This window comes from Cellulosimicrobium sp. BMG9.22 (assembly GCF_059159975.1).
In genome coordinates this window covers 113263-135578 of record NZ_JBZGBY010000001.1, presented here as the reverse complement: position 1 = coordinate 135578, position 22316 = coordinate 113263, and the positions used below count along the sequence as shown (strand labels likewise).

Here is a 22316-nt window from a genome sequence, read left to right as displayed (position 1 = left end):
ACCCGCCGACCAGCCGCCGTCGAACACGACCTTGCCCGCTGCCGAGCACGATCTTGCTGTCGTTGTCGGCCCGAAGGCGACAGCAACATCGTGTTCGGCGCGGGGCGGAGCGGGGCGGGGCGGGGCCGGTGGGGGCGGTCAGTCCTCCGCGAGGAGCTCGCGCACGCGCGGGATCACCCGCGTGCCGTACAGCTCGATGCTGCGCATCATCGTCGCGTGCGGCAGGGTGCCGGCCGAGTACTTGAGGTCGAACCGTCCGGCGCCCAGGAGCCGCACCGTGCGGGCGATCTTGCGTGCCACCGTCTCCGGGGAGCCGACGTAGAGCGAACCGTCGCGCACGTCGTGCGCGAACCGCCCCCGGTGGTACGCGGGCCAGCCGCGCTCGCGCCCGATGCGGTTGTTCATCGCGGCGAAGTGCTCGTAGACCTCGTTCTGCGCCTGCTCGTCGGTCTCGGCGACGTGGCCCGGCGAGTGGATGCCGACCGGGAGCACGGGGTTGCCGAGCTCCTCGACGGCGCGGTGGTAGAGGTCGACGTAGGGGCGGAACCGCTCCGGCTCGCCGCCGATGATCGCGAGCATGAGCCCCAGGCCGTGCCGCGCGGTCCGCACGACCGACTCGGGCGACCCGCCCACGCCGACCCACGTCCGCAGCCGACCGCCGTCGGTCTTGGGCCAGACCTCCTGGTCCGCGAGCCCGGCGCGGGTCGTGCCCGACCACGTGACCGGGCCCTCGTCGAGCAGGCGCACGAACAGGTCGAGCTTCTCCTCGAACAGCACCTCGTAGTCACCGAGGTCGTACCCGAACAGGGGGAACGACTCGATGAACGACCCACGCCCGAGGATGACCTCTGCGCGACCGCCGGACAGCGCGTCGAGCGTCGAGAAGCGCTCGAAGACGCGCACGGGGTCGTCCGAGCTGAGGACGGTCACCGCCGACCCGAGGCGGATCCGCGACGTCCGCGTCGCGATCCCCGCGAGGACCACCTCGGGCGCGCTGACCGCGAAGTCGGCGCGGTGGTGCTCGCCGACGCCGAAGAAGTCGACCCCGACCTCGTCCGCGAGCACCGCCTCCTCGACGACGTCGCGGATCGTGCGGGCGCCGCTCACCGGCGTGCCGTCCGGCTCGGCGGTGACGTCGCCGAACGTGTCGAGCCCCAGCCCGACGGCCGCGGGCTCCGCGCTCCGGTCCGCAGACACGCGCTCAGGTGCGGCGGGGGTGGTCGGGTCGTCGATCATCGTCTGCTCCTGCGGTCGGGCGACCGTCGGCGGGCCGGTGTGGTCACCGGCGTCGCGGTCGTGCGCCGTCTCAACCGTGCCCGGCCGTCGGATCTTCCGCGACCCGTCGTGCCGGGTCGCGACGGCGGTGGTGCGACGACGGCCGCCACCCCTGGAGGGGTGACGGCCGTCGTGACGCGGTGCCGACGTGCGGCGTCGGCGTCAGTAGGTGCTGAGCTCGCCCGAGCTCGCGGCAGCGATCGCGATGATGATCACGAAGACCCAGTAGAGGGTCCAGAGCGACGTGAAGACGATGCTGAGGATGAGGCCCCACTTGGCGAGCTGGTTGTCGAAGCCCGCCTCCTTGCTCTTCTTGCGGGCGATCGCGCTGACGACGATGCCGGCGACCGACACGACGAAGGCGAGGACGAAGCCGACGATGCCCAGGGTCTTGCCCGGGTCCTCCATCGGGGCGGCGTAGCCGGGGGCGGGAGCCTGCGGTGCGGCGGGGTACTGCTGGGTCATGAGTTCTTCTGCTTTCTGGGTGGGCCGACGAGGTCGAGTCCGGACGGGGGCGCGAGGCGTACCCGCGCGTCTGCGGGCCTCATTGTGGGGCATGTCGGGTGTGTCTGAACAGGGGGAGTTCTCCCCAGTGTTCGTGAAAAACACCCAAAAGGGGCAAAGCCTCTCGACGTCGTCTCGAGGTATGCGGAAGGGGCCCGACCCGTCGGGACGAGCCGGGCCCCTTCCGCCCCTCGGTGTGTCGAGGGTCAGCCTCCCGCGCGGCTCGTCTCGCCCCGGAGACCGTCGATGTGGGCCTGGAGCCGCTCCAGCGCAACGGCGACGCCCTCGCCCGCGTCGAGCGCGAGGTCGGTCGCGTAGCGCAGCTGTGCGGACGCCGCGTCGAGCGCCACCTGCGCGTCGGCCAGCGCGACGGCGGCCCGGCCGTCAGCCGCCTCGTCGTCGTCGGACGCGCGGCCGAGTGCGGTGCGGGCCTCGGCCGTCGCTGCCTCGACCGACTCGACGGCGTCGAGCACGTCGGTGCGGAGCACCGGGTGCAAGGCCGGGAGCTGGGCGTGGACGCGGTCGACGTCGTCCCCGATCGTCTCGGTCTGGATCTGGGCGTCCGCGATGAGCTGCTGGACCTCGGCGGCCGTCGCGGACGTGCCGAGCGGGAGCATCATGGCTACCGCGATCAGGCTCGCGGCGGCGATCCGGGCGGACGTCCTCGTCCTCGGCGTACCGCAGTGGTCGCTCGTCCTCGCTGACATGTCGGTAAGTCTCCCGGTCCAACCTGAGAAGCACCAGGGAATCCAGGGCGAGTTCATGGAGATTTCGCACACAGCGCACGAGGAGTTCGCTTTCGGTTGCCGGGCCGGCGCCGGTCCAGGCCTCAGACGCGGACGAGGCGGCGGCGTCGTGCGGCGGCGACGCGCGTGCCGATCAGCCCGTGGCGCGGGCTGAACAGGTACGCGAGCGTGAAGACGGCGCCGAGGGCCACGACGACCGTCCCGCCCGAGGCGGTGTCGAGGTAGAAGCTCACGTAGATGCCGACGACCCCGCACACCGCCGCGACGAGCGGCGAGATCCACAGCATCCGGGAGAAGCGGTCGGTGAGCAGGTACGCCGTCGCGCCGGGCGTGATGAGCAGCGCCACGACGAGCACGACGCCCACCGCCTGCAGCGCGACCACGACCGTGAGCGCGAGCAGCCCGAGCAGGAGCGCGCCGAGCCGGCGCGGCGAGAGGCCGATCGCGTGCGCGTGCGTCGGGTCGAACGCGTAGAGCGTGAGGTCGCGCCGCTTGAGCACGACGACGGCGAGCGTCACCGCGCCGAGCGCGAGGACCTGGAGCAGGTCCGCGCGCGAGACACCGAGGAGGTTGCCGAAGAGGATGTGGTTGAGGTCCGTCTGGCTCGGGGTCACGGAGATGAGCACGAGGCCGAGTGCGAAGAGGGTGGTGAACACGACCCCGATCGCGGCGTCCTCCTTGACGCGGCTCGTGTCCCGGACCGCCCCGATGAGCAGGACGGCGAGCAGCCCGAAGACCAGCGCCCCGATCGCGAACGGCGCGCCGACCACGTACGCGAGGACGACGCCGGGCAGCACGGCGTGCGAGACGGCGTCGCCCATGAGCGACCACCCGACGAGCACGAGCCAGCACGACAGCACGCCGCACACCACCCCCGCCGTGACGGTGACGGCCAGCGCGGTGCGCAGGAACTCGTACGACAGCGGTTCGAGGAGCGGTTCGAGCAGCCCGTTCACGGCGCCACCTCCACGCCGAACGCGAGCGCGAGGTTCTCAGGCCGCAGGACCTCCGCGGGCGTCGAGTGCAGCAGCACGCGCTGCTGCAGCAGCACCGCCTCGTCCGCGAGCTCGGGCAGCGCGTGCAGGTCGTGGGTCGAGACGAGCACGGTCGCGCCACCCCCCGCGAGCTCGCGCAGCAGGGCCGTGATCGTCGCCTCGGTGCGCTTGTCGACACCCGCGAACGGCTCGTCGAGCAACAGGATCGTCGCGCCCTGCGCGAGCCCGCGCGCGACGAACGCGCGCTTGCGCTGGCCGCCTGAGAGCGCCCCGATCTGCCGGTCGGCGAGGTCCGCGAGCTCGACCCGCTCGAGCGCGTGCGCGACCGCCTCGCGGTCCGCGGGCCGGGTGCGGCGCGTGAACCCCTGGTAGCCGTAGCGACCCGTCATGACGACGTCCCGCACGCTCAGCGGGAACGTCCAGTCGACGTCCTCGCTCTGCGGCACGTACCCGACCGCCTGGGCGCGTCGGGCGCGTGCGGGGGGTGCGCCGTCGACCAGGACGGTGCCGCGGTCCGGCCGGACCATGCCCATCACGGCCTTGAACAGCGTGGACTTTCCCGAGCCGTTCATCCCCACCAGCCCGCACACGGTGCCTCGCCCGAGCGCGACCGTGGCACCGTCGAGCGCGAGCACGTCGCCGTAGTGGACGGTCAGGTCGCGCACGTCGATCGCGGGGGTGCCCGACGGCGCCCGCGCGGCGGGGATCACGCGTCACCTCGGTCACCGGTCAGGCCGGCGACGATCGTCTCGGTGTCGTGGCGCAGGAGGTCGAGGTAGGTCGGCACCGGGCCGCCGGGCTCGGACAGCGAGTCGACGTAGAGCGTCCCGCCGAACGCGGCGCCCGACTCGTGCGCGACCTGCCGCATCGCCTTGTCGGAGACGGTGGACTCGCAGAACACGGCGGGGACGTCGTTCTCGTCCACGAACTCGATAACCCCGACGACCGACTGCGGCGTCGCCTGCTGCTCCGCGTTGACGGCCCAGAGGTACTGCTCCGACAGGCCGGCGTCGCGCGCGAGGTAGGAGAACGCGCCCTCGCACGTGACGAGGGCGCGGTGGCTCTCGGGGAGCGCGTCGAGCGCGGTCGTCAGCTCGTCGTGCACGGCCGCGAGCTCGGCCGAGTACGCCGCGGCGTTCGCTGCGTAGTCGTCGGCGTGCGCCGGGTCGAGCTCGGCGAACGCGTCGGCCATGTTATCGACGTAGTGCTGCCCGTTCACGGGGGACATCCACGCGTGCGGGTTGTCCTCGCCCTGGTACTCCTCGGCGGTGTCGTCGCCCAGGGCGATCGTCTCGACGCCGTCGCTCACGACGACGTGCCGCACGTCGAGACCCTCGACGAACTGCCCGAACCACGCCTCGAGCCCGAGCCCGTTGTCGAGGACCAGGTCTGCCTCGGCGGCCTTGCGCACGTCGCCCGGGGTCGGCTCGTACCCGTGGATCTCCGCCCCGACCTTCGTGATCGACTCGACACGCAGGTGCTCGCCGGCGACGTTCTCGGCCATGTCCGCCAGGACGGTGAACGTCGTCAGCACCACGGGCCGCCCGTCGTCGGGCACCGGCTCACCGCCGGCGACGGTCTCCGTCGCGCACCCCCCGAACGCGAGCACGGCGACCACCACGGCGGAAACGCCTCGCCCGCGGCCGGTTCCGGTGACCCGGGAAGCAAAGTTCGGCATACCGAACAATCTAGGCCGCGCGCCGCCCACCCGCAACGACCGGGGGCGGTCCGTGGTCGGGCTTCAGGCCCGCGGGGTCGGGTCCGCGGCGTGGGTGGTCTCGGCGCTCGGGGCTGCCGCGCCGTCACCGTGGGCCTTCGGGCGTGGGTCTGAGGAGAGCGGCTCTGACGCCCCTTCGCCACCGAGCCCACCCCCACCGCTCAGCCCGTCGCCTCACCCGGGCGGCAGGCGCCCCGCGGTCCCAGACCACGGCTCTACCTCGGCGGACCAGGCCCCTACCTCGTGGGGGCGGGCGGGGCGCGTGGGACGATCGAGGCGTGACGACCCTTCCCGACGACCAGCGGCTGCGCGACCTCGCGCGGCTGCGGCGCGTGCGGGACCGGATCGACCGCGAGTACGCGCAGCCGCTCGACGTCGCGGCCCTCGCGCGCGGCGTGCACGTGTCCGCCGGGCACCTGAGCCGCGAGTTCCGCGCGGCGTACGGCGAGACGGTGTACGCGTACCTCATGACGCGGCGGATCGAGCGGGCGAAAGCGCTGCTCCGACGCGGGGACCTGAGCGTCACGGAGGTGTGCTTCGCGGTGGGCTGCTCGTCGCTCGGGACGTTCAGCACGCGGTTCACCGAGCTCGTCGGCGTGCCGCCGAGCGTGTACCGACGGCGCGTCGCGGAGGCCACCGAGGAGCAGCTGGACGAGGTGTCCGCGTGCGTGGCGCGGCGCGTCACGCGACCGGTCAGGAATCGAGAAGCGCGGGCGGGGCGGGCGTCCTAGCGTCGGGGTCATGAACCTCACCATCAACAACAGCTTCCTGCCCCAGACCGACCCCGACGCCTCCCTGGCCTTCTACCGTGACGTCCTCGGTTTCGAGATCCGCAACGACGTCGGGTACGAGGGCATGCGGTGGATCACCGTCGGCCCGCCGGACCAGCCCGACACGGCGATCGTCCTGCACCCGCCGGCCGCGACGCCGGGCCTGAACGACGACGACAAGCGCGCCCTCCTGGAGATCGTCGCCAAGGGCGCCTACTTCGGCGTCAACCTCGCGACGGCGGACGTCGACGAGACGTTCGCTCGCATCGAGGCTGCGGGTGCGGAGGTCGTGCAGGAGCCGATCGACCAGCCGTACGGCGTGCGCGACTGCGCGTTCCGCGACCCCGCGGGCAACGAGATCCGCATCCAGCAGCGCGGCTGAACGACCGCGACGACGGCGGTGCTCACCTTCGACGGCGGCCTGCTCGTCGAGCGGTGAGTACCGCCGTCGGGCGCGGTCGACACCCACGGCGGACACGCGATCGGGCAGACTTCTCGGAGCTGTCCCGGCCGCTCGCGGGGGTGCCCGCGGCACGGTCGGCCGCTGCCCGCCACCGCTCGACCACCGCTCGACATGATGCTGGACGACGAGGAGACACGATGAGCACGGCTACGACGACGGACACGCAGACCTCGCTGCCGCAGGACGCGGACGGTCACGACGTCATCCGGGTCCAGGGGGCACGGTCGAACAACCTCAAGGACGTGAGCGTCGAGATCCCCAAGCGCCGGCTCACGGTGTTCACCGGGGTCTCGGGGTCCGGGAAGAGCTCGCTCGTCTTCGACACGGTCGCCGCGGAGTCGCAGCGGCTCATCAACGAGACGTACTCGGCGTTCCTCCAGGGCTTCATGCCGACGCTGGACCGGCCCGACGTCGACGTCCTCGAGGGCCTGACGACGGCGATCGTCGTCGACCAGGAGCGCCTCGGCGCGAACCCGCGCTCCACGGTCGGCACGGTGACGGACGCGAACGCGATCCTGCGCGTGCTGTTCAGCCGGTTCGGCGAGCCGCAGATCGGCCCGCCGCCGGCGTTCTCGTTCAACGTACCCGCGCGCAAGGCGAGCGGCGTCATGACGTCGGCCACGGGCGAGAAGACGATCGTGCGCGAGGCGATCTATCACGGCGGCATGTGCCCGCGGTGCGAGGGCCGCGGCTCGGTCTCGGACCTCGACCTCAGTGAGATCTTCGACGACTCGAAGTCGCTGCTCGACGGCGCGATCAAGGTTCCCGGGTACACGGCCGACGGCTGGATGGTGCGCGGGTTCGCCGAGTCGGGGTTCTTCCCGGGCGACACGCCGATCCGCGAGTTCACCGACAAGCAGATGAAGGACTTCCTCTACAAGGAGCCCACCAAGATCAAGGCGTCGGGCATCAACCTCACATACGAGGGGCTGATCCCCAAGATCCAGAAGTCGATGTTCTCCAAGGACGTCGACTCGCTCCAGCCGCACATCCGCGCGTTCGTCGAGCGCGCTGCGACGTTCGCCACCTGCCCGGACTGCGGCGGGACGCGCCTGTCGGAGTCGGCGCTCTCCTCGAAGATCCACGGCGTGAACATCGCGGACCTGTGCGCCATGCAGATCACGGACCTCGCCGCCTGGATCCGCGACCTCGACGACCCCTCGATGGCGCCCGTGGTCAAGGCCCTCGGCGACAACCTCGCGTCGTTCGTCGAGCTCGGCCTGGGGTACCTCAGCCTCGACCGGCCGTCGGGCACGCTGTCCGGCGGCGAGTCGCAGCGCATCAAGATGCTGCGCCACCTCGGGTCGTCGCTCACCGACGTCACCTACGTGTTCGACGAGCCGACCGTCGGGCTGCACCCGCACGACATCGACCGCATGAACGACCTCCTGCTGCGCCTGCGCGACAAGGGCAACACCGTCCTCGTCGTCGAGCACAAGCCCGAGACGATCGTCATCGCGGACCATGTGGTCGACCTCGGCCCGGGCGCGGGCACCGCCGGAGGCCACGTGACGTTCGAGGGCACGGTCGACGGACTGCGCGCGAGCGACACCGTCACCGGGCGGCACCTCGACGACCGGGCGACGGTCAAGGAGAGCGTGCGGACGCCGTCGGGCGCGCTGGAGGTCCGGGGCGCGAACGCCCACAACCTCCAGGACGTGGACGTCGACGTCCCCCTCGGGGTGCTCGTCGTGCTCACGGGCGTGGCCGGGTCGGGCAAGAGCTCGCTCGTCGAGGGGTCGGTGTCGCGGCGCGAGGGCGTCGTGACGATCGACCAGAGCCCGGTCCGGGGTTCGCGGCGCAGCAACCCCGCGACCTACACGAGCCTGCTGGAGCCGATCCGCAAGGCGTTCGCCAAGGCGAACGGCGTCAAGCCGGCGCTCTTCAGCGCGAACTCCGAGGGCGCGTGCCCCGAGTGCAAGGGCGCGGGCGTCATCTACACCGAGCTCGGGTTCATGGAGACCGTCTCGACGCCGTGCGAGGACTGCGGCGGCACGCGCTTCCAGGCCGCGGTGCTCGACTACACGCTCGGCGGGCTGAACATCGCCGAGGTGCTCGACCTCCCGGTCGCCAAGGCCCGCGAGTTCTTCTCCTCGGGCGACGGGAAGGTCCCCGCCGCCGCGGCGATCCTCGAGCGGCTCGACGACGTCGGCCTCGGCTACGTGAGCCTCGGCCAGCCGCTCACGACCCTGTCCGGCGGCGAGCGCCAGCGCCTCAAGCTCGCCACGCACCTCGGCGACAAGGGTGGCGTCATCGTCCTCGACGAGCCGACGACGGGCCTGCACCTCGCCGACGTGCAGAACCTCCTCGGCCTGCTCGACCGGATCGTCGACTCGGGCAAGTCCGTGATCGTCATCGAGCACCACCAGGCGGTCATGGCGCACGCCGACTGGATCATCGACCTCGGCCCCGGCGCCGGGCACGACGGCGGTCGCATCGTCTTCGAGGGCACGCCGGCCGACCTCGTGGCCGCGCGGTCGACGACCACGGGCGAGCACCTCGCGACGTACGTCGGCGCCTGACTCCTCCGCCGAGCACGAGGTTGCTGTCGTCATCAGGCCGGTGGCGACAGCGACCCCGTGCTCGACGCGGCGCAGGCTCGTGCTCGGCGCGGCGACCTGCCCTGGCCGTCCCGGTGGGCGATGCCGCAGGCGCCGCGGCGTGCCCGCCGAGGGTTGGCGGTCTGGGATCTCAGACTGAACTTCGCCGTCGCCCTCCCAGGGATCCCGTCGCGGTGTGTCCTGGTGGCATGGCAGCGACGCACACCCCGGCCGTCCCCGGCCGTCCCGGCCCGGGCGCACCGACCCCAGGGGATCCGGGTCCGACGGCGGTGGCCTCGTGCGTGGGGTCAGGACAGCGTTAGCGTGGGACACGAGGGCCTCCCGTGGCTCGTGAAGCGGTGAACTCGACAGCTCCACTTCACAGCCCGGAGGTCCTCACCTGTCGGAAGACTCAGCCCCGTGTCGGGAAACAACGTCCATGGACATCACACCTAGCTGCACTTGGTATTGGGCTCCAGGCGTCCGGCGAACCAGGCTGTGGGAGGCACGCCCATCACGGTCCGGAACTCCGTGGTGAGGTGAGACTGGTCGAAGTACCCGCTCTGTGCCGCGACGTCGGCCAACGGGCGGCCCGCGCCACGTTCGACGATGTCGCGGACTCGCTGTAGCCGGGCGAACCGCTTCGGCGGCAAGCCCGTGCGCTTCACGAACAGATCACGCAGGTGGCGTTCGCTCACATGCAGCGCCATCGCAACGTCCGCGACGCGCATCGTGCGCAGCAGGACCGCGGCACGCTCGACCACGGCGTCCCGCTCGTCGAGCCGGGCGGTGCGGATCCGGGCCACCGCGCTTCCGGGCAGCGGGACCACGCGGTCCACGATCTCGCGCGGGGCTCGGCCCAGAAGGGCGAGGACACGCCCGGGTCGAAGGCGGAGGCGCAGGCATGAGGGGCCGGGGGCGCCCTCTTGGTAGAGCGCGCGGGTGCGAGGGCCAGCGAGCAGGAGCCGCGGCTCTTCGCCCGGGGCCGTGCGCAGGATCACCGATGCGGCGGCGTCAGGCGGTTCGACGACGATCGTGTCGTCGTCGGCCCAGGACCACGTGGCGCTCGACGCCCACGAGGACAGGGGCGGGGCCAGCGCGACAGCGCGTTCCTGCTGCATCCCCACAGTGTGCCGGAATCTCCTAGGAGCCGACACGGGCGTCCCTGCACGCTGGCGGCATGATCCTCGTGACTGGTGCCACAGGCACCACCGGAAGCCTTGTCGTCCAGATGCTGCGTGCTCGCGGCGAGGACGTGCGTGCGATGAGTCGCCGCCCCGCGCTCGGCATCGTCCAGGCCGACTTCAACGACCCCGCCTCGCTGGACCGAGCTGTGGACGGCGTCTCGGCAGTCTTTCTGGTGACGGCGCCGCCCAACCCCGTCGTCGACCACGACGAGGCGCTGGTGCGGGCGGCGCGAACCGCCGGCGTCGAGCGGATCGTCAAGCTCGGCGCGATGAGCGGCGACGAGAGCGGTACCTGGCACCACCTCGCCGAGGAGCCGACGCGGACCAGCGGCTTGGACTGGACGGTGCTGCGCCCGACGAGCTTCGCATCGAACGTACTGGCCTACGCGCCGATGATTGCCGCTGGCGCGCCGGTGCCGAACCCGACCGGGAACGGCCGGACGGGCGTCGTCGACCCGCGCGACATCGCCGCCGTGGCGTCCGCTGCCCTGACCGAGGAGGGCCACTCCGGCCGCATCTGGACCCTCACCGGACCGGAGCTGCTGAATGTGCCCGAACAGGTGGCGGTGCTGGAACGCGTGCTCGGATTGACCGTGGGGATACGGGACGTGCCGCTCGACGAGGTCAGGACCACGATGCTCGCCGCGGGCATGGCGTCGGGCGCGGCCGACGAGGCGCTCGCTGGGATGGCGCGGCAGGCCGCCGGGCGATACGCGGTCCTGACCGACCATGTGGAGCTGGTCCTCGGCCGCCCGCCACTGTCCTTCGCCGACTGGGTGCTCGAGCACCGGTCCGCGTTCTGATCTCCTCGACAAGTCCGCCAGCGTCTGTCTCCGGCCGCGGATCGCGATGTCGCGCGAGAGATCCTAGGCCCGGAGGGTCGGGGTCGGGAGGCGGAGGGCGAGGCCTGGGCGAAGGGCCGCTCGGCGCGGGTCACCTCTCGACCGTAGCAACGCGCGTCGACGGCCGGTGCGGCGGGCGGGTCAGGACGCGAGCGTCGCCACCAGCGTCGCCAGTCCGAACCCCGACTGGCCCAGGGTCCCCGTCCACAGCCGGTGGTCGGAGATCCACAGGACGATGCCGCCGAGCGTCATGAACCCGGCGGTGTACAGCACGAGGGTCCTGCCCTCGTCCACCAGGCCCTGCGCGGCAAGGACGACGCCGAACATCGTTCCGGCGCCGAGGAACATGTTGTAGAACGCGACGTTGAACGCCCACAGCGTGACCTCACGCGGCGACGATCTCTTGCGCAGCAGGAACTGCTGGGCCCACGGGCGGTGGAAGAAGAAGGCCTCGACGACCCCGACGCCGACGTGCAGCACGCCGGCGGCGACGGCGAGGATCTGGGCGAGCGTGCTCAGAGGAGCTCCTCCCGGTCGTGCGGCGCGAACGAGCGGGCGAGGCGGCCGACGCCGTCCCCGTCCAGGCGGGCGAGGGCCGCGGGGCGCCCGGTGAGCAGCAGGAGCAGCGCGGTCATGGAGCCGGTCACCTGCTGGCCCTCGCCGCGTTGCCAGGGCGCGTCGTCCGCGACGAGCCGGAAGCTGGCGAGCCTCCTCCGCGCGCGGAACGGGAACGACACGGCCCACACGCGCTCGGCCGCCTCGCGAGCGGCGACGGGCGGGGCAGGGGCGTCGACCCCGAGTGCGACGGCGACGTCCTGCGTGTGGACGAGCGCGTCGACGAGCGCGACGCGCGGGCTGGTCCCCGGCGCGAGGCGGCTGGATCCGATGGCCGCATGGAGAGCGGCAAGGACCTCCTCGCGCGGGCGCGTCCCGGCCTCGCGCGTGAGGAGGTCCATCATCCCGTCGAAGCTGCCGTGGGCACGGACGAGCCCCCGGACGAGCTCGGCCCGCGTCGAGGTGGGCGCGAGGGTGAGGTGCGCGGCGACGTCGTGCACGCGCCACCCCGCGCAGAGGCTCGGGCTCTCCCAGTCGGCCGGGTCGAGCGCAGCGACGAGGCCCGTGAAGGTGGTCCTGACCCGCGCGACGGCCGCCCACACCTCGTCGTCGGTCATCCAGTAGTCAGGTGCACTCATCGGAGCGCCTCCAGAACTGATACGATGATCTGACTATTTTAGTCAGTTTGACTGACGTCATGTCAACCCCTTTGGCGACCCCGCGGAGGCGCTCGTGACCGGACAGGACGAGCTCAACACCGGGCTGCTCCTGTTCATCCCCTACCGCGCGCTCGAGCTACGCGTCTACACCGCCGTCCGGGACGCGGGCTTCGACGACGCGACGCCCGCGCAGCTCCGGGTGTTCCAGCGGATCGGGCCGCACGGCACGCGGCTCACCGGGCTCGCGGAGGCGGCGGAGATCACCAAGCAGACCGCGGGCTTCCTCGTCGACCAGCTCGAGGCCGCCGGGTACGTCGAGCGCGTCCCCGACCCCGCCGACCGGCGGGCGCGTCTCGTGCGCGTCACGGCCCGCGGCGAGGCCGCGTCCCGCGTCGCTGCGGCGGAGCTCGCCCGTGTCGAGGAGGAGTGGACCTCGCACCTCGGGGCGCGTGGCATGGCGTCCCTGCGACGCCAGCTCGTGCGCCTGCGGGAGATCACCGATCCCTGGGCCTAGTGGGCGAGAACCTCACCTCGCGGCGAGGTGCCGGCGCCCGTACCGTCGACCGATGCGACCTCGTACTCTCTCGGCCGTCGGTCTCGCCACGCTCCTCGGGTCGTCCGGTGTGCTGCACCTCGTCCGCCCGCAGGTCTTCGAGCCGCTGATCCCGCAGGCGCTCGGCTCCGCGCGGGCCTGGGTCGTGGGCAGCGGGGTGGCCGAGCTCGCGTGCGCGGTCGCGCTCGTGCTGCCGCCGACGCGCCGCCTCGGGGGAGCGGCGAGCGCCGCGCTGCTCGTGGGCGTGTTCCCCGGCAACGTGAAGATGGCCCTCGACTCGCGGCGCGGTGCGCGCGCCTGGGCCCGTCGGCCGGCGGTGGCGTGGGGCCGGCTCCCGCTCCAGGTCCCGTTGGTGGCCTGGGCGCTCTCCGTCGCGCGGGACCCGGAGGTCAGGACGACACGTCCGCCGTCGTGAAGCGGCTCCAGGCGAGGGCGCCGAAGACGGCCGCCCACGCCGCCTGGACGGCGAGACCCTCGCCGAGCACGCCGACGTCGATCTGGGCGCGCAACAGCTCGCCGACGTCGAGCCAGTGGTGCGTCAGGAGCGCGCCGTGCACGGCGGACAGCTGCGGGAGGGCGTCGAGAACGCCGGCCACGATCGCGACGACGACGGTCGCCGCCATCGCCGCCACCGGGACCTCGGTGAGCGTCGAGAAGAACAGCCCGACCGCGACGAGCCCGGTGAGCGACAGCCCGACGTACGCGACGATGCCCGCGGTGCGGGCCACGCCCTCCGCCGCGGACACCGTGTCGCCCGACAGCAGGGTCACCTCGCCGATGCCGAAGTACGCCGCGCCGGTGATCAGCCCGGACAGGGCGATCGCGAGGACGGTGCAGGCGGCGAAGACGAGCACCGCGAGCGCTTTCGCGGCGAGGAGCGTGGTCCGGGGCACGGGGACGAGCAGGAGGTAGCGCAGCGTGCCGGCCTGCGCCTCGCCGGCGACGGCGTCGCCCGCGACGATGCCGACCACCAGCGGCAGCAGCAGGGGCAGGCACGCGACGAGCGCGGTGAGCACGAGGAACAGGCCGTTGCCGGTCACGCGGTCGAGGAACGGCGGTCCTCCGGCGCCGACCGCGGTGTCCTGGGTGACGAAGAGGACGGTGCCGATGAGGACGGGCACCAGGGCGAGCCCGGCGAGCAGGACGAGGTTGCGACGGCGGCCCAGGACCAGGCGGAGCTCGCTGGCGAGCAGCCTCGCGAAGGCGCCCCGGGTCGGGGCGGGTGACGTCGTCGGCCCCGCACCGGTGTCCACGTCAGCGAGCGACATCGAAGCCCTCCCCGGTGAGCTCGACGAACAGGTTCTCCAGGCTCGGCCGGCGGACCTCGAGACCGACGAGGTCGAGACCGGCGCCGACCATGGCGGCCGAGATCTTCTCCGGCGCGACGAGGCCCAGACGCGCGGACAACGCCGTCCCCTCGACCTGGACGTCGACCAGGCCGAGGTCCCCGAGGAGCCGTGCCGCGCCGTCGACGCCCGCGCGGGTGGTGGTGACGACGACGGTCGGCTCCGCGTCGGCGGCGAGCTGCTGTGGCAGGCCCTGGACGAGGAGCCTCCCGCGGCTCATGACGCCCACGTGCGTGCACACCTGCTCGACCTCGCCCAGGAGGTGCGAGGAGACGAGGACGGTCGTGCCGGCGTCGGCCTGCTCGCGCAGGAGGTGGCGCACCTCGCGCGTGCCCTGGGGGTCCAGGCCGTTCGTCGGTTCGTCGAGGACGAGCAGCTCGCGCGGTCGCAGCAGGGCCGCGGCGAGGCCGAGGCGCTGCTTCATGCCGAGCGAGTACTGGCGGAACGGCTTGCGGGCCGCCGCCGTGAGCCCTACCCGGTCGAGGGCCGCGCCGGTCCGGCGGTCCCGGGTCCGGGGGTCGGCGGTCGCGTCGACGGCGTCGAGCCGTTCGAGGTTCGCGCGCCCCGACAGGTAGGGGTGGAACCCCGGGCCCTCGACGAGCGCGCCGACCCGGGGCAGCACGCGCGACCCGGCCGCGGGCATCGCCTCCCCGAGGAGCGTGGCCGTGCCGGACGTCGGGGCGACCAGGCCCAGCACCATGCGCAGCGTCGTCGTCTTCCCGGAGCCGTTCGGACCGAGGAAGCCGTAGACGGCGCCCCGAGGGACCTCGAGGTCGACGCCGTCGACCGCGACCTGACCGGAGCGGAAGCGCTTGGTCAGGCCGCGGGTGCGCACCGCGAGGTCCCGCTCGACGGTCGTGCCCGTCATGCGAGGTCGCGCAGCACCTCGGCGGGCACGGACCCGACGAGGACGCGACCGTCGTCGGTCACGAGGACGGACAGCAGCGCCGAGGACAGCAGCCGGCCCTCCGGGACCTCCTGCGTCAGCTGCTCGTAGAGCGCCGACGCGTCGATCTCCGGCAGCCCGGGTGCTTGCCCGTCCTCACCGACGATCTCGCCGTAGAGGTCCTGGGCACCGGCGGAGCCGAGCTCCCGCTCCATCCCGGGGAGCGCCGTCGCCGAGGCGGGGTCGCCGGCGAGCAGGCCGGCGACGTCGACGTCCTCCACCGACACGACCGTCTCCCAGCCGGTGCCGCTCACCGAGACGCCCTCGGGCGCCGTCGTCAGCGCCTCGGGGTCCGGCGCCTGATGGTCGGCCGGGTCGGGCAGCGGGACCTCGACCTCGCTCGTCGACGCCCCGGCCGGCGCGGCGAAGTCGAAGACGGCGTCGTCCGGCGTCGCGAAGGAGATGTCGGTGAAGCCGATCTCGAGCGCGGGCGTCTGCGCGTCCTGCGTGCTCCAGACCTGGACACGCAGGGGCGTGGACGTCTCGGCGTCGACCGCGACGAGGACGCGCTCGACGAGCGTGCCGTCGGTGCGCGGCACGAGACCGAGCTGGTAGGCGTCGCGGCCCGCGACCTCGGTGACGGTGCCGACCGACAGGTCCGTGGAGAGCGCGGCGTAGGCGACGAGCGCGTCCGCGGCCTGCGCCGGCGTCGGCAGGTCGCCCGCGACGTCCGGTGCGGCGCCGGTGCGTGCGGCGTCGTCGAGCTCCTCGTACGCCGCGAGGTCGTCCGGCGCGATCGTGTAGTGCACGACCTCGTCGTCCCGGCTCGAGTACGTCCACGCCTCCGGGCCGTCCCGCACGACGGAGAACTCGGACAGGTCGCCGAGCAGCGCGGCGCGCGAGCGGTCCTCGCCGTCGGTCCAGAGCCGGACCGTCGAGCTGCCGCCCAGCAGGTCGAGCGGGCTCGCGCCCTGCAGCTCCTCGAGCGGCAGGTCGGGCAGCCCGAGCCGTGCGGTGTGGACCACCGTCCCGGACAGCGGGACGGGGTCAGCCTCCGCGACCCTCGCCAGGAGCTCTGCGGGCGTGAGCTCGGGGAGGTCCGAGCTGGCGGAGGCGACGAGCGTGGGCGCGGCGAACGCGCCGGCGACGACGGCGGCGACCACGGCCGGCACCGCCCAGCGGGCGCGGCGCGAGCGTCCGACGGCGGGCTCGCGGGGTGACGGGGTGACGGGTTCGGAGGCCATGGCCACACCGTCGCACACCGCACCTGAGGCCACGCTGAGAGGACGTGCTCGCCATCTCCGGCGCGCGGCGGCCGTGGGGTGCCATGCTGTCGACGTGCGGGTGCTGGTGGTCGAGGACGAGCGGGGTGTCGCGAAGGCGCTGCGACGCGGCCTGCTGGCCGAGGGGTTCGCCGTCGACGTCGCGCTCGACGGGCGGCGGGGTCTCGAGCTGGCCGCGTCGGGCGAGTTCGACGCCGTCCTCGTCGACATCATGCTGCCCGGCCTCAACGGGTACGACGTGGTCGCCCGGCTCCGTGAGCTCCGGGTCTGGACGCCCGTGCTGATCCTCAGCGCCAAGGACGGGGAGTACGACATCGCCGACGGTCTCGACCTCGGCGCCGACGACTACCTCACCAAGCCGTTCTCGTTCGTCGAGCTCGTGGCGCGGGTGCGGGCCCTGGTGCGGCGCGGACCGCAGCCGCGGCCGGCGGTCCTCACGGTCGGCGAGCTCTCCCTGGACCCGGCGACGCGCGTCGTGACCCAGCGCGGGTACGAGGTCGTGACCACCGCGCGCGAGTTCGCGCTCCTCGAGTACTTCATGCGCCGGCCGGGACAGGTGCTGAGCAAGGGCGAGCTGCGCGACCACGTGTGGGACGCGGCGGGGGACGGCCTCAACGTCGTCGAGGTCTACGTCGGCTACCTGCGGCGCAAGTTCGGCCAGGGCGTCATCGAGACCGTGCGCGGCGCCGGCTACCGGCTGGCGGTGGCCCCGACGTCCGCGGGACCCGTGCCCGTGACGTCGTGACCTGCCCGGGGGCCCGGTGAGGGCCGCGCGGGCGACGTGGTCGTTGCGCGCCCGGCTCACGGTCCTGGCATCGGTGCTCCTCGCGGCGGCGCTCGTCGTCGGCGCCCTGGCCCTGTCCTCGGTCGTGTCGGGCGGACGGGTCGCCGCGCTGGACGACATCGCGCGCGAGCGGGCGCAGCTGGTCGCCCGGCTCGCGGCGAGCGACCAGGTGCCGGACGTGCTGCCGGTCTCCGAGCCGGGAGAGGTCGTGCAGCTCGTCGGCCCGGCGGGCGACGTCCTGGCGTCCTCGGCGTCGGCGAGCCGGACCCTGCCGGTCCTGCCCGCCGACGAGCTCTCGGCCCTGCGCGCCGAGGCCGTCGCGGAGGACGACGTGCACGTGGTCGGCACGGACCGCAGCGCCTACGACGCCGCGGCGCGGGTCGCGGTCGTCCCGGTCGCAGGGTCGGACGGGGTCACCGCCGTCGCGAGCATGCCGCTGCGGGAGGTCGAGGGGGTGGTCCGGGCGCTGCGCGTCTCGCTCGCCGTCGTCGTCCCGCTGCTCACGCTGGTGGCGGCGGGGGTGATCTGGTCGGTGCTGGGACGGGCGCTGTCCCCCGTCGAGGAGCTGCGGCGGGGCGCCGACGCCATCGCCCGGTCGGGGGGACCGGGCGTGCTCCCCGTGCCGCGCGCCGACGACGAGCTCGGGGCGCTCGCCCGCACTCTCAACGCGATGCTCGACAGCCTGCAGGCGGCCGCAGCGCGGCAGAGGTCGTTCGTCGCCGACGCGGCGCACGAGCTGCGCTCGCCCCTGGCGGCGCTGCGCACGAGCATCGAGGTCGCACGGCTGCACCCCGCGGCGTACCCCGGGAACGAGCTCGCCGTCGAGCTCGAGGACGAGGTCCGGCGCCTGCAGGCCCTCGTCGACGACCTCCTCGTCCTCGCGAGGCTCGGCGCGCTGCCCGTCGTCGACGAGGACCTCGACCTCGGCGCGCTGGCGCACGAGGTCGTCGCCGCCTCCGGGGAGGGGTCGGCGAAGCGCCCGGTCGCGGTGGCGGTCGTCGTGGACGGCACGGCCACGGCCCGGGGCGACCGGGCCGCCGTCGCCCGGATCCTGCGCAACCTGGTCGACAACGCCGTCCGGCACGCCACGTCCCGCGTCCGCGTGACGGCCGGGGCCGGGAGCCTCGTCGTCGACGACGACGGACCGGGCATCGAGGCGGCCGACCGCGAACGCGTCTTCGAGCGCTTCACCCGCCTCGACGAGGCGCGCGAGCGCGACGCGGGCGGCACGGGCCTCGGCCTGGCGATCGCGCGCGAGACGGCCCGCGAGCACGGCGACGACGTGGTCCTGGGGGAGTCCCCGCTCGGTGGCCTGCGCGCCGAGGTGCGCTTCGCGCAGCCCTGAACCGGCCCTCGTCCTCGCCGGGTCCGGTGCAGCGGGACGAGCAGCGCGAGCCGACGAGGCCGCGGGTGTGACCTGGACGACACCGCGGTGCGCTATCGTGCGTCCACATTCGACGCAGGGGCCGGAAGGACGTGCTGCCGCATGCCGACCACGGACCAGACTGCCGACCAGGAGGTGCTGCGCGCGCTGGCGGACCTGCGGACCGCCGTCGGGCACCTGCACCCGGACGACCCGGCCGAGCTCGTCGCGATCGGCGACGACCTGTGCGTGCTCGGCAGCCCCGCGGCCGCCGTCCCGTTCTACGAGGCCGCCGTGGAGCACGGCGTGCCGGGCGCGGTCTACCGGCTCGGCGTGGCGCACCTCGGCACGGGCGACGACGCCCAGGCGTTCCGGTGCTTCGAGCTCGCGGGGCTCGCGGGCGACGAGCACGGCGCGTTCATGGCGGCGCAGGTCGCCGAGGAGCGCGGCGACCTGCACGCCGCCCGCCGCTGGTACGAGCTCGCGCAGGGGGTCGAGGGCGCGCCCGTGCGGCTCGCCCGCGTCCTGGCCGCCCTGGGCGAACCGGACGCCGCTGCGGGCGTCGCCGCCATGGCGGCGACGGAGAGCTGGGAGGCCGCCGTCGAGCACGCGCTCTCCGGCTCGCTGGGACCCGACGGCGCCGTCGCGCTCCTCGAGAGCTGGGCCGAGGCGGGCGAGGTGCGGGTCGCGTCGGCGCTCGCGGACCTCTACGTCCGGGCGGGGCGCGGGCCGGACGCCGAGGACCTGCTGGAGCAGGCCGCGCTCGTGGGCGACGCGGGCGCCCGCACGAGCCTCGGCGTCCTGCACCTGCGCGCAGGGCGGGTCGCCGAGGCGATGGCGCTGTGGCGCGACGCCGCCACCCAGGGTGACCTTCAGGCGGCGGAGCTGCTCGACCGGTTCGGGTGAGGTGGGACGGGGCGCGGCCCCGTGGGTGCCGGCCGCCTCAGGAGCCGGTCGACTCGTCCAGGCTCGCGCGCAGCTCGTCGACCTGCGTGCGCAGGTCTTCGATCCCGTCGCGGACCGTCGCGTCCGTGTCCGGGAGCGAGCCCGCGACGTCCTCCAGCTCCGTGGAGGCGTCCTCGAGCGCAGCCTCCGCGTCGGCGAGCCGCTGCTCGGCCTCGGCGCGGGTGTCCTCGGTGGCCGCCGCGGCCTCGTCCGCCGCTGCCCGGGCCTCGTCCGCCGCCTCCTGCGCCGCCGTGACGGCGTCCTCGGCGCGGGTCCGCGCGTCGCCCGAGAGCGACCCGAGGTCGTCGGTGAGCGAGCGGACGTCGTCGCCGATCGTCTCCGCCTGGGACCGGGCGTCGTCGAGGAGCTGCTCGACGCCGTCGCCCGTGAGGGTGAACTCCGGCACGCTCACCGAACCGTCCTCGGCGCAGCCGGCGAGGACGGCGGCTACGACGACGGCCGTCGAGAGGGCGAGGACGTGGGACGTTGACCTGCGACGACGCGTGGATGCACTCATGGGGCCATTGTCCATCGGGCTCCTGTGGACGAGGTGAGAGGCTCGTGGACACGGTGTTACGGTAGGCGGGACGAGGGCAGTGTGGCGCACGGCACACCGATCCGAGGCCGCGTCATGCACGACGACGCGCCGGACCGGTGCGCGTCGGCACCGCGGAGCCCGCGAGACGGAACGACGCACGGGAGCATCGGTGAGCACGTCGACGGCGGACCACGAGGGCACGGGAGACAACGTGCCCGCGACGCCCGATCCCGTCGGGAGGCGGGCCCGGACCGTCTCGCAGGTCCTCATCTCGTCGGCGCTCGGCATCGCGCTCGTCGCAGCCCTCGCGGGCAGCGCGCAACCGCAGGCGGGGGCATCCTTCTTCGCCGGCGGCGTGTCCGACGCCACCCCCGTGTCCGCCCTCTCGAGCGGCCTCGGCGCCGGGCTCGACGAGGACCAGCAGCTCGAGGGCGCGATCGAGGTGCTCGCGACCGCGAACGCGCTCGAGTCCGACCAGGTCACCGTCCCGGTCGAGCAGGCCCGCTCCGAGCTCGGCTTGCTCCTCGCGACGTACCTCGCGCAGCAGGACGCCGCGCGCCGCATACCCGTCCAGGTCGTGCCCGAGGACGACCTCGACCTGGGGGAGTCGCTCGACGGCGCCGAGGTGCCCGAGATCCCGGCCCCCGCCGAGCCCGGTGGCAGCACCGGCGGGACGACGGAGGACGAGGACGGCACGCCCGGCAGCGACGACCCGGCGACCGGCCCCACGGTGCCCGACGACACGGTGCCCGACGATACGGGGACCGACGACCCGCGGACGGGCGGGGAGCCGTCGTCCGTGGACGCCGCGGGCGACCCTGCGGCGAGCACCGCCGGTGCCGCGCACACGTCGTCGACACCGTCGCCCGCGCCCGCCCCGTCAGCTTCTCCGAGCCCGTCGCCGTCCCCGACGTCGCCGAGCCCGTCGCCGTCCCCGACGTCGCCGAGCCCGTCGCCCACCCTTCCCGGGCCGGGCCCGGCCGCGCAGGACGGGGCGACGCCGTCCGACCCGGGCGGGGCGACCGCACCGGGCGACCGCACGCTGCCCGAGGACGCGGTCCCGGCGCCGGACGGCGTCGCCCCCGGCGAGCTCGACGGCACCGCCGACGAGGGATCTCACGACGAGGCCGACGAGCACGCCGACGACGACCACGGGCACGGTTCCGTCACGCTCGAGACCGTGATCGGCGCCGCGACGCGCCTCGCGGAGCTGCTCGGTTCTGACATCCTCCCCGTCGGAGTCGTCCCCGCTGGTGGCACCGGTGCCACCGCTCCGCTCGCGGGCACGACGCTCGCGGAGCGGCTCGCCGAGGTCGTCGCGAAGTACGCGGACTCCACGGCGAGCTACGAGAACGGGCGCATCCCGCCCGAGGCGCTGTGCGAGCTCGACTTCGCCCCCGGGAAGTCGCTGCGCTGCGACGCCGCGGAGCAGCTTGAGGCGCTCGCGGCGGAGTTCCAGAAGGAGTTCGGCTACGCGCTGAAGATCACGGACGCGTACCGGCCGTACGACGACCAGGTGCGCCTCAAGGCCATCAAGCCGTACCTCGCCGCCGTGCCGGGCACCTCGCAGCACGGGTGGGGCCTCGCGATCGACATCGGCGGGAACGTGCCGTCGGGGACGTCGGCCGAGTATGTGTGGCTGCGTATGCACGCCCCCGACTACGGGTGGGACAACCCGGGCTGGGCGCGGCCGAACGGGTCCAAGCCGGAGCCGTGGCACTTCGAGTTCTTCGGCGCGGGCAAGATGCCCGACCGCTACACGCCGGGCGAGCCCACGACGCCGACGGCACCGACGACGCCGGGCGGTCCGGTCGCGCCGACCCCCTCGACGCCCGCCCCGGCACCGAAGCCCACCCCGACCCCGACGCCGACCCCCACGCCGACCCCGACGGATCCGCCCACGACCCCGACGGACCCGCCGCCGACGACGGATCCGACGGACCCGCCGACCGATCCGACGGACCCGCCGACGGACCCGACGGACCCGCCGACGGACCCGACGGACCCGCCGACGGACCCGACGGACCCGCCGACCGATCCGACGGACCCGCCGACGGACCCGACGGACCCGCCTGTCGAACCGACGGACCCGCCGACCGAGCCGCCTGTCGAACCGACGGACCCGCAGACGGGGGACGCGCCTGAGACGTCGGCGCCGACGGACGCGGTCACGGAGACGCCGGCTCACTGACGTCGTGGTCGTCCGCACATGTCGATTGCCGGAGCGCGCGCGGGCGGGCGGTAATTCGCGTGACGCCATGACTCGGCGACGCGTAGCCTCGACGACGATGTGATCCTCACCTGCCCCGACCGCTCCGTCCCGTCGAGCCCGTCGCCGAGGCACCCGCGCCGCACGTCCCTCGGA

General features: G+C 73.8%; 23 protein-coding genes. 10 read left to right on the top strand and 13 right to left on the bottom strand.

Annotated elements, in window-relative coordinates; all coding sequences use genetic code 11:
* Positions 1 to 138: 138 nt before the first annotated feature.
* The 6 genes from AC4H2H_RS00610 to AC4H2H_RS00585 form a co-directional block, all read right to left on the bottom strand.
* Positions 139 to 1236, bottom strand: coding sequence for an LLM class flavin-dependent oxidoreductase (locus AC4H2H_RS00610; protein ID WP_494368873.1), 1098 nt, complete (start codon positions 1234 to 1236; stop codon positions 139 to 141).
* A gap of 201 nt (positions 1237 to 1437) precedes the next feature.
* Complete coding sequence (locus AC4H2H_RS00605) at positions 1438 to 1740, bottom strand: hypothetical protein (RefSeq protein WP_494368872.1); 303 nt, start codon at positions 1738 to 1740, stop codon at positions 1438 to 1440.
* A gap of 245 nt (positions 1741 to 1985) precedes the next feature.
* The gene (locus AC4H2H_RS00600) at positions 1986 to 2486 is read right to left on the bottom strand and encodes a hypothetical protein (protein WP_494368871.1); all 501 of its coding nucleotides are present in this window, start codon (positions 2484 to 2486) and stop codon (positions 1986 to 1988) included.
* Between the two features lie 122 nt (positions 2487 to 2608).
* Complete coding sequence (locus AC4H2H_RS00595) at positions 2609 to 3481, bottom strand: metal ABC transporter permease (protein ID WP_494368870.1); 873 nt, start codon at positions 3479 to 3481, stop codon at positions 2609 to 2611.
* Entirely contained in the window at positions 3478 to 4230 is a 753-nt protein-coding gene (locus tag AC4H2H_RS00590) for a metal ABC transporter ATP-binding protein (protein ID WP_494368869.1), read from the bottom strand. The genes AC4H2H_RS00595 and AC4H2H_RS00590 overlap by 4 nt, the downstream gene beginning before the upstream one ends.
* Positions 4227 to 5198: a metal ABC transporter substrate-binding protein gene (locus tag AC4H2H_RS00585; RefSeq protein ID WP_494368868.1), complete on the bottom strand. Its 972-nt coding sequence runs from the start codon at positions 5196 to 5198 to the stop codon at positions 4227 to 4229. The genes AC4H2H_RS00590 and AC4H2H_RS00585 overlap by 4 nt, the downstream gene beginning before the upstream one ends.
* Positions 5199 to 5515: 317 nt before the next feature.
* Here AC4H2H_RS00585 and AC4H2H_RS00580 point away from each other — a divergent pair, with 317 nt between their 5' ends.
* The 3 genes from AC4H2H_RS00580 (at position 5516) to AC4H2H_RS00570 (ending at position 8992) form a co-directional block, all read left to right on the top strand.
* The gene (locus AC4H2H_RS00580) at positions 5516 to 5968 is read left to right on the top strand and encodes a helix-turn-helix transcriptional regulator (protein WP_494368867.1); all 453 of its coding nucleotides are present in this window, start codon (positions 5516 to 5518) and stop codon (positions 5966 to 5968) included.
* A 10-nt stretch (positions 5969 to 5978) separates the two neighbouring features.
* Positions 5979 to 6389, top strand: coding sequence for a VOC family protein (locus tag AC4H2H_RS00575; RefSeq protein ID WP_494368866.1), 411 nt, complete (start codon positions 5979 to 5981; stop codon positions 6387 to 6389).
* A 218-nt stretch (positions 6390 to 6607) separates the two neighbouring features.
* Complete coding sequence (locus tag AC4H2H_RS00570) at positions 6608 to 8992, top strand: ATP-binding cassette domain-containing protein (protein WP_494368865.1); 2385 nt, start codon at positions 6608 to 6610, stop codon at positions 8990 to 8992.
* Between the two features lie 470 nt (positions 8993 to 9462).
* Here the strand turns inward: AC4H2H_RS00570 and AC4H2H_RS00565 are convergent, their stop codons facing one another.
* Complete coding sequence (locus AC4H2H_RS00565) at positions 9463 to 10131, bottom strand: helix-turn-helix domain-containing protein (RefSeq protein ID WP_494368864.1); 669 nt, start codon at positions 10129 to 10131, stop codon at positions 9463 to 9465.
* Positions 10132 to 10190: 59 nt separating this feature from the next.
* On the opposite strand from AC4H2H_RS00565, the gene AC4H2H_RS00560 reads away from it, so the two are divergent.
* Entirely contained in the window at positions 10191 to 11000 is an 810-nt protein-coding gene (locus tag AC4H2H_RS00560) for an NAD(P)H-binding protein (protein ID WP_494368863.1), read from the top strand.
* 180 nt (positions 11001 to 11180) lie between these two features.
* On the opposite strand, the gene AC4H2H_RS00555 is transcribed toward AC4H2H_RS00560, so the two are convergent.
* Positions 11181 to 11519, bottom strand: a complete 339-nt coding sequence (locus AC4H2H_RS00555; RefSeq protein WP_494368862.1) for a DUF1304 domain-containing protein — start codon at positions 11517 to 11519, stop codon at positions 11181 to 11183.
* 35 nt (positions 11520 to 11554) lie between these two features.
* Positions 11555 to 12232, bottom strand: a complete 678-nt coding sequence (locus tag AC4H2H_RS00550; RefSeq protein ID WP_494368861.1) for a maleylpyruvate isomerase family mycothiol-dependent enzyme — start codon at positions 12230 to 12232, stop codon at positions 11555 to 11557.
* Between the two features lie 94 nt (positions 12233 to 12326).
* Between AC4H2H_RS00550 and AC4H2H_RS00545 the strand changes: the two genes are divergently transcribed.
* Together AC4H2H_RS00545 and AC4H2H_RS00540 are read left to right on the top strand one after the other, a co-directional pair.
* Positions 12327 to 12767 carry a MarR family winged helix-turn-helix transcriptional regulator gene (locus AC4H2H_RS00545; RefSeq protein WP_494368860.1) on the top strand — a complete coding sequence of 147 codons (441 nt, stop codon included), beginning with the start codon at positions 12327 to 12329 and terminating at the stop codon, positions 12765 to 12767.
* A 52-nt stretch (positions 12768 to 12819) separates the two neighbouring features.
* Entirely contained in the window at positions 12820 to 13221 is a 402-nt protein-coding gene (locus AC4H2H_RS00540; RefSeq protein WP_494368859.1) for a DoxX family protein, read from the top strand.
* Here AC4H2H_RS00540 and AC4H2H_RS00535 read toward each other — a convergent pair.
* From AC4H2H_RS00535 to AC4H2H_RS00525, 3 genes are read right to left on the bottom strand one after another with little or no spacing between them, the layout of a single operon-like run.
* Entirely contained in the window at positions 13196 to 14074 is an 879-nt protein-coding gene (locus AC4H2H_RS00535) for a DUF2705 family protein (RefSeq protein WP_494368858.1), read from the bottom strand. The genes AC4H2H_RS00540 and AC4H2H_RS00535 overlap by 26 nt on opposite strands.
* Positions 14061 to 15020, bottom strand: coding sequence for an ABC transporter ATP-binding protein (locus tag AC4H2H_RS00530; RefSeq protein ID WP_494368857.1), 960 nt, complete (start codon positions 15018 to 15020; stop codon positions 14061 to 14063). The genes AC4H2H_RS00535 and AC4H2H_RS00530 overlap by 14 nt, the downstream gene beginning before the upstream one ends.
* On the bottom strand, positions 15017 to 16282 hold the full coding sequence (locus tag AC4H2H_RS00525; RefSeq protein ID WP_494368856.1) for a LolA family protein: 1266 nt from the start codon (positions 16280 to 16282) through the stop codon (positions 15017 to 15019). Before AC4H2H_RS00525 ends, AC4H2H_RS00530 begins: the two co-directional genes overlap by 4 nt.
* 94 nt (positions 16283 to 16376) lie before the next feature.
* On the opposite strand from AC4H2H_RS00525, the gene AC4H2H_RS00520 reads away from it, so the two are divergent.
* The 3 genes from AC4H2H_RS00520 to AC4H2H_RS00510 all read left to right on the top strand — a co-directional run bounded on the left by AC4H2H_RS00520 (position 16377) and on the right by AC4H2H_RS00510 (position 19374).
* Positions 16377 to 17066 carry a response regulator transcription factor gene (locus tag AC4H2H_RS00520; RefSeq protein ID WP_494368855.1) on the top strand — a complete coding sequence of 230 codons (690 nt, stop codon included), beginning with the start codon at positions 16377 to 16379 and terminating at the stop codon, positions 17064 to 17066.
* Between the two features lie 16 nt (positions 17067 to 17082).
* Positions 17083 to 18450 (top strand): sensor histidine kinase, encoded by a 1368-nt coding sequence (locus AC4H2H_RS00515; protein WP_494368854.1) that lies wholly within the window; start codon positions 17083 to 17085, stop codon positions 18448 to 18450.
* 141 nt (positions 18451 to 18591) lie between these two features.
* Positions 18592 to 19374: a tetratricopeptide repeat protein gene (locus tag AC4H2H_RS00510; protein ID WP_494368853.1), complete on the top strand. Its 783-nt coding sequence runs from the start codon at positions 18592 to 18594 to the stop codon at positions 19372 to 19374.
* Between the two features lie 37 nt (positions 19375 to 19411).
* Here AC4H2H_RS00510 and AC4H2H_RS00505 read toward each other — a convergent pair whose 3' ends face one another.
* On the bottom strand, positions 19412 to 19930 hold the full coding sequence (locus AC4H2H_RS00505; RefSeq protein ID WP_494368852.1) for a hypothetical protein: 519 nt from the start codon (positions 19928 to 19930) through the stop codon (positions 19412 to 19414).
* Between the two features lie 190 nt (positions 19931 to 20120).
* On the opposite strand from AC4H2H_RS00505, the gene AC4H2H_RS00500 reads away from it, so the two are divergent.
* Positions 20121 to 22142: a M15 family metallopeptidase gene (locus AC4H2H_RS00500; protein WP_494368851.1), complete on the top strand. Its 2022-nt coding sequence runs from the start codon at positions 20121 to 20123 to the stop codon at positions 22140 to 22142.
* The last annotated feature ends 174 nt before the right edge of the window (positions 22143 to 22316 follow it).